The following is a 7,232-nucleotide window of genomic DNA, read 5'->3' as shown; positions in this document are numbered from 1 at the left end:
CTTTTTTATTTAATTGTACACAAAAAGACCCTATAGAGCAGTCTTTTTCAAGTGTCTACTCTACAGGGTACATTTTAGGTTTCTCATAGCAGGCGCGCAACGTGCGGAGCCATTGCCGCTTCCTCGATGGACTTTTTCAGTGCCCTCGATTTTTACCTTTTTCAGTAGCCTCAATTTACACCCGCATTTTTTTAATGGATGCTTTGGAACTGATTATAGCAAAGCAACATGGAGAAGTTTATCTAGAGAATTCAGAAGGACAATTTATAAAAGGAACGACCATTATCCCAGCAGAGCCAACTTGTTCACCTCATCCAATTTATCTTTCCTATACTTACGAGGAGTTTATTGAAGGGCTCCGTCCAGAATTGGTTCATTGGTTAAGGTTAATAACGTTCAGCAGATGTTGTCAGGTATTTTTTGTGAAATTCTGTCATGAAGGAGGAAGCTGGTATAGGTCTTTGAGAGCAGTATAAATGTACTAATTAATTTAAATTATTTAAAAATATAAAAAATTCACACAATATTACTTGTTTCATTGAGTGAATTATGTTAACTTTTTTTATACAAAGTGAACGAAGTGGAAAAACTTCTTTCCAATAGAATTCCAACGTTATTGGAAGCGTTTACTCAGATTGCTGTAGAAAGTGTAGGTGATACATAGCAGTTAATAATCTATTCAAAATCCTATTTATAGATAGGAGAAATTCAACAAAAATACTTCGTTCAGTGAATAAAGTATTTGCTAGACATTTAAGAGTGCTTAATAGAACAAGAAAAAGAAGTGAGGAGATATTATGCAAAGGAATAAGCTAAAATATTTACAGAAGACCATAACACTATCAATTTTTGTTTTTATTGTATTTTCTGCGTTTATTGTTAGTTCAACATTTGCAAGAGATAGTCAGTTTACTAGGCAGGGTGCAGGTCCGATGTACTGGATCACTTACGAGCATCAATATGGAAAAGATGTATTTATGCCGGAACATCGCTTCAAAGATAATATCGATTGGATGGCTGAAAATTTCCTTCGATACGGTTATGACATGATTAGTACCGATGGATGGATTGAAGGTGTTAAACTATTAAATAAAAACGGTTACGTAGTTACGCATAATGATAGATGGATGAGTGATCCTATTTATATGGATGGTCGCGAAAATCCATATCTGAAGACAGGACAGTTATTTAATGGTGATTTTGAGTATGCAACGACGGAAAGTTGGGAGGTTGAAGGGAATGCTGATTATGGAGTAAATAAGGAAAATGCTCGTGATAACTTTAAATTTTACTTTTATAAAGATTCAGCTTATAGTTCTTCCTTAAGTCAAACTGTAACAGAACTAATTGAGGGTGAAACCTATCGTCTATCTGCTTGGGTCACGTTAGAGGATTATAGTGGTACGAATCAGTTTACGGAAGAATCAATTGGAAGTCATGCTGAAATGCGAATTAGCCAGAATGGAGAAGTCGTAGACAGTGTTTCGATCGAGTTAAGCTCTCATTCTACCGACTATAAGAACTATACACTTGATGTGGTCGGAGATGTGACTGATGTGACTGTTGAGTTTGTTATTAATTCCGCAGTTGGAAGCGCTTCCTTACAACTTGATGATATTACGTTTGAAGTGTTTGATGATGAGCAATCAATGTTTCCAGAAGGAAATTTAGTGGAAAATGGAGACTTTGAGCAGGAAGAAACAATTGGCTGGACTTTTGAGGGAGATTTTGCTCATGGTCGAAATAATAATGATGATGGAACAAAATCGCTATATACGTGGAATTGGGAATCGAATTTACAAAACGTTTCACAAACTATCACAGAGTTACCAGATGGTAGATATTATGTAAATGCTAGAGTCAAAGCAAAAAATGGCATTACAAATGCTGAAGATGATTCGGTAGTAATGAAGATTTCCGGATACGACAGCACTAAACCCGATGCTTCTATTATCAAAGAAATTACAAATGAAGACAATTGGGATCGGTATTTTGAGAATGTTGAAGTAACTTCAGGGGAATTAACAATTGAGTTTATTGTCGATCCGACGATAAATGGTACGAACAGCGCTGGCATCGATATTGATCATGTTTCAGTCGAGTACAATCCATGGCATGGTTATCCAGAAGAGCGTTACCCAGACGGTCATACTTGGAAACACTGGTCGGATTATATAAATGAACAAGGGATGAAATTTGGCGTTTATTACAATCCGATGTGGATCAGTCCAGAGGTTGTAAAAAATCCAGATAAATATACCGTTGTAGGTACAGATACACCAGTTGCTGATCTTATTATTACAGAAGAGGTAATCTTAGAGAGTAATGGATGGAAACGACAAGGTGATCGATTTGATGGTGGCCAAGGTTCAGAAAGAGCCCTTTATTGGTTGAATATGGATCATCCAGATGCTGAAGCGTTTTTAAAAGGATATGTTGACTTTTTTGCAGAGCAAGGTGCTGAATTTCTTCGTGTCGACTTTTTATCTTGGTATGAAAGCGGTTACGATCATGCGATAGGTGAACTCGGTCTTGCTCATACTAAAGAGCAATATGAAAAAGCACTAAAATGGATGGACGAAGCAACTGCAGAAAATGAGATGTTCCTTAGTTTGGTTATGCCGAACTTAACTAATCACGGCGAACTTGAACAAAAGTATGGCGATATGATTCGAATCAATGAAGATGCTTTCGAAGGTGGTTGGGATCATACTAGTGGCCGTAGACAAGAGTGGCAACCGACTTGGTCTCAATGGGCCAATTCATTTCAAGGATTTACCGGCTTTGCCGATATTTCTGGACGCGGTTCGATGATTCTTGACGGTGACTTCATAAAGTTAAATACCTTTGATGACAGCCCGTATGCAGATAACGAAAAGAAAACAACAATATCTTTGCTTGCGATATCAGGTTCTCCAGTTACCATTGCTGATCAATATGACACGATGGGTGATAACTATAAATACTATCAAAATCCTGAATTGATCGAGTTGAACAAACTTGGCTTTGTAGGGAAACCGATTTTCAACTCTGATGAGCATTATAAAGACAATATCAGCCGTGACAGTGAAAGATGGGCGGGTCAATTACCAGATGGTTCATGGGTAATTGCTCTGTTTAATCGTACTGATAACCAAGAAGAGCGTTCGATGGACTTCCAAAATGAACTTGGAATTGAGGAAGAAGTATTTGTTCGAGACCTTTGGGAGCAAGAAGATTTAGGCTACTATACTAGCTATTCTGAAACTCTGGAGCCGCGTGCGAGCAAAGTGTTAAGGTTAGTTCCAGCATCAACTGACAAAGTATTTCAAGCGGAAGTGGCTTCGTATCAAGGAGGAGCGATTTTCGGTAACGACAAAGAGGGATACGATGGATTTGGGTATATCACTGGTCTAGATAATGAAGGTTCAAGGGTGACATTTGCCGTTGAAATGCCTGAGGCCGGAGAATTCTCACTAGATATAAATTATTTCAGTACAGAAGAAAGTACATTAACTCTTTCTGTTGAGGATGTACAGATAAACGTAATTGATACACCGAAAACAGTGACGTTCCCAAGTACTGGAGAAGAGTGGGGTACTGCTCAAGAATCTGTAGAACTGAGCCAAGGGGTAAATATAGTAACCCTTGAATTTACAGGTGAGGATACAGGTTCTGCTCTAATTGACTCCATTCAGTTTGAGGGCTTTACTGATCAAATTGTTAACGGCAACTTTGAAAGCGGAGACTTTACTGGTTGGGATGTAACTGGTTCGAACGCTGGTGTTGATAGCTATGATGTATATAGTGGTCAATACAAAGCTTACTTCTGGAGTGACGAAAGCTATCAGCAAAAGATTGAGCAAGATATTTCTGATTTAGAAGATGGTACTTACACCGTAACGGCTATGGTGAAGCAAAACACAGGTACCCCTTCTCTTAGCAGAATGGAATTAACAAATTACGGCGGAGATAATGTGTACGTTGATATTCCCCATGGTAATGACTACGTGAAGATTAGCGGAATCGTTGATGTAACTGACGGGAGCCTAAACATTGCCTTCTATCAAGATGCTCCTGGTTTTACTAATTTGCAAATTGATCATGTAAGGCTCAAATCAGAGGACTTTGATGAACCAGAAGTTAAATTGTATAATAATCGGTTTGAACAAGGCTTTCATTATTGGAGTCGTAACAATATGATTAATCAGTCTATTCAAACAGAAGAAGATGGAAACTCGTTTGTACAAATTGCAGGTAAGGAAGCTTATTCATCCGATTTGTGGCAATTTGCTAATGCGCCTGTGGAAGGAACTTACGAAATTACACTAAATACTCGTAGGTCAGGAAGTTTTGACAAAGCATCCGTTTATGTTTCTTATTCTGGTGGTGTAAAAGAAGTTTCTATCCCTCCAAGCTTTTATTGGTATGAAGTGAAAATTCCGAACATCCAATTGAAAAACGGAGAAGTGGTTAAAGTAGGCATAATCACTGATGGGCAAGCTGAAAGTGAACTTGATGTTGACGACGTAAAAATAGTTAAAACAGATTCAACAGCCTATCAAGAAGTGACGTCTATTGAAAGCTTAAATGATGAGACACCTTATACTGTAAGTGAAGATGAAAAATCTATCGTGCTCAATGCAGAAAACGATGAAAAGGTAAAAATCGAGTTCGTTCATGAGGATACGGCTAAAGTATGGATGGACCCGACTGGAACGTTTACTAAAGACGATTCTTTTGTTGTTAATCAAGAAGAGGCAAATGTAGTACCTGCCGTAAGTGATGCTGAAGATTATATTTTGATTCAAACAGAAAAGATGAGTATGCGTGCTTACAAAGACCCATTCAAAATTTCTTACTATGATGCAGCAAATACCGAGTTGTGGACAGAGCATAGCGAAGGTGAAGGCTTAGGTTACGACGGAGCTTCAGGTGTTTATGCCTCTATGAACCTTGATCCAAATGAGCATTTCTTTGGATTAGGTGTGGATCGTGATTCACAATCTTTCGACCGTAGAGGTCACAAGGTTGTGATGAGAAACGATATGAAGAGCGGGTATGGTGGAAATACGTCTAATATTTCCGGTAATTTCTTTACTAGTACGAGAGGCTATGGATTGTATTTTGATAATACCTATGAGAATGTTACGTTTGATATGGGCGCCACAGACAGTGGTACCTATTCCTTTAGCGCTCCGAATGGAGAAATGTTATACTACTTTATGGCTGGAGAAGAGGAAGATTCTTTAACGAGTATTTTACAAAGTTTTGCAGATTTAACAGGCACTCCCCCAATGCCGCCACAATGGGCATTAGGTTATATCCAATCTAAGTTTGGTTATAAGAGTTGGGAAGAAGTGAATAATATTGTAGACACGTTCCGAGACAAAGAAATTCCATTAGACAGTGTCATTCTCGATGTTTATTGGACCGAAAAAAATCATTATTTTGATATGACGTGGTCTGAAGCTTTTGCTAATCCGGAACAAAACATGTTGGAGTTAGCTGACAAAGGTATAAGTATAGTACCAATTGTTGATCCTTATATTCAATTGACGGCAAATAATTTTGATGAAGGCGATGAAATGGGGTTCTTTGTTTCTGATTTTTCGGGAAATTCAGTCATTTATAACGCATGGTACGGTCCATCAGGGTTAGTTGACTTTACGAATCCAGATGCTGTTGATTGGTTCAATGCACAAGTTAAAACCTTATATGATGCTGGTGTAAAAGGCTATTGGATTGATTTAAATGAACCAGAAATTTTTACCGACCCTCTACGAGATCAATTCTATAAAGGAAAAGCAGGGGAAATTAGAAATGTATATGCTTCTCATGAAGCAAAATCCTTTTATGACGGGCAAAGAAGCTACTCAAATGACAGAGTATGGCTCTTGTCTCGTTCTGGATTTTCCGGTATCCAAGAATACGGAGCGACAATTTGGACTGGGGACATTGATTCAAGTTGGGAGGCCTTTACTCACAACATGCAATTAGGACTAAGTTCGTCGATGTCTGGTATGCCTTATTTCACAACAGATATTGGCGGATTTTACGGCAAACCGTCTCCTGAACTCTATACACGTTGGATGCAAGCTGGAGCTTTTATGCCAATTTACCGCTCGCATAATTGTGAATGTGAAGACCCTACTAATTCGAGAGAACCTTGGATTTTTGGTGAGGAAGCAGAAGGGATTGTCAAAGAAGCTATTCAACAACGTTACCAACTTCTCCCTTACATTTATTCAGCAACACAACAAACAACAACAGGTGGAAATGTGTCGTTAATGAGACCGCTTGTCATCGATTATACAACGGATGTAAACGTGTATGGTATTGAAGACCAATGGATGTTTGGTCCAAGTATGCTAGTAGCTCCAGTTGCTGAAGAAAGTGCTACCAATAGAAATGTTTATCTTCCAGAAGGTACATGGTATGACTGGAGTACTCATGAAACATTTACCGGAGGACAAAGTATTAATTATGATGTTGATTTATCTACAACTCCGGTATTTGTGAAAGAAGGTGCGATTATTCCGACACGCGAGTATCAAAATTATACTGGTGAAAGACCTGCAACAGAAATTTCACTTAAAGCCTATCCAAAACAGAGTGGAGAAGCATCAAGCTTTACGTTATATGAAGATGACGGTCAAACTTACGAGTATGAAAATGGTCAATCGACTAATACGAATTTTACCATGGCATCCAATGAAGACAGTGTAACACTTGAAATTGCAGCGATGAACGGTAATTTTGACGGGAAGATTGAAAACAGAACATGGGTTGCGGAAATAAAAGTTAATGCAAACGGTGATGAAGAGGTAAACTCTGTTGAACGCAATGGTAATGAATTAACATTGGTTGATTCGAAAACTGCGGTTGAAGCCGGTAACGATGTATGGTACTACGATACTGACACAGATATGTTGTATGTAAGAACGGCAGAGGTACCTACTTCTGAATCACAAGTGATTTCAATAAATAAAAGTGAGCAAGGTGGGAAGTGATCCGGCTAACGGAAGTGAAACAAGTGAGGGAGGATCGGAAATTAGTGATTTTGAAAGTAAATGGTTTTAGAAAACATCAGGTCGTTCAAACCTGGTTCTCATCCAAGTTTTGGCAGGTAAGTGTGGATAATGAATTCATGTAGAAGCGTTTCTTAGTCATATCTCCTCATTATATGTTAAAGTAACTTCAAGAAAGCTTGAAAACGTGCAAGCAACAGCGTAAACAAAAAACATAAATTA

1 protein-coding gene is annotated in these 7,232 nt (G+C 38.3%); it reads left to right on the top strand.

The genetic code is table 11. From position 1 onward, the window contains the following. Window positions 1-797: 797 nt before the first annotated feature. Window positions 798-6,992 (top strand): TIM-barrel domain-containing protein, encoded by a 6,195-nt coding sequence (locus SAZ04_RS19570; RefSeq protein WP_332698527.1) that lies wholly within the window; start codon window positions 798-800, stop codon window positions 6,990-6,992. Window positions 6,993-7,232: the final 240 nt, after the last annotated feature.

It is taken from the genome of Halalkalibacter lacteus (genome assembly GCF_036663595.1).
GTDB lineage: Bacteria > Bacillota > Bacilli > Bacillales > Bacillaceae_D > Halalkalibacter > Halalkalibacter lacteus.
This window is presented reverse-complemented; position numbering and strand designations above follow the sequence as displayed.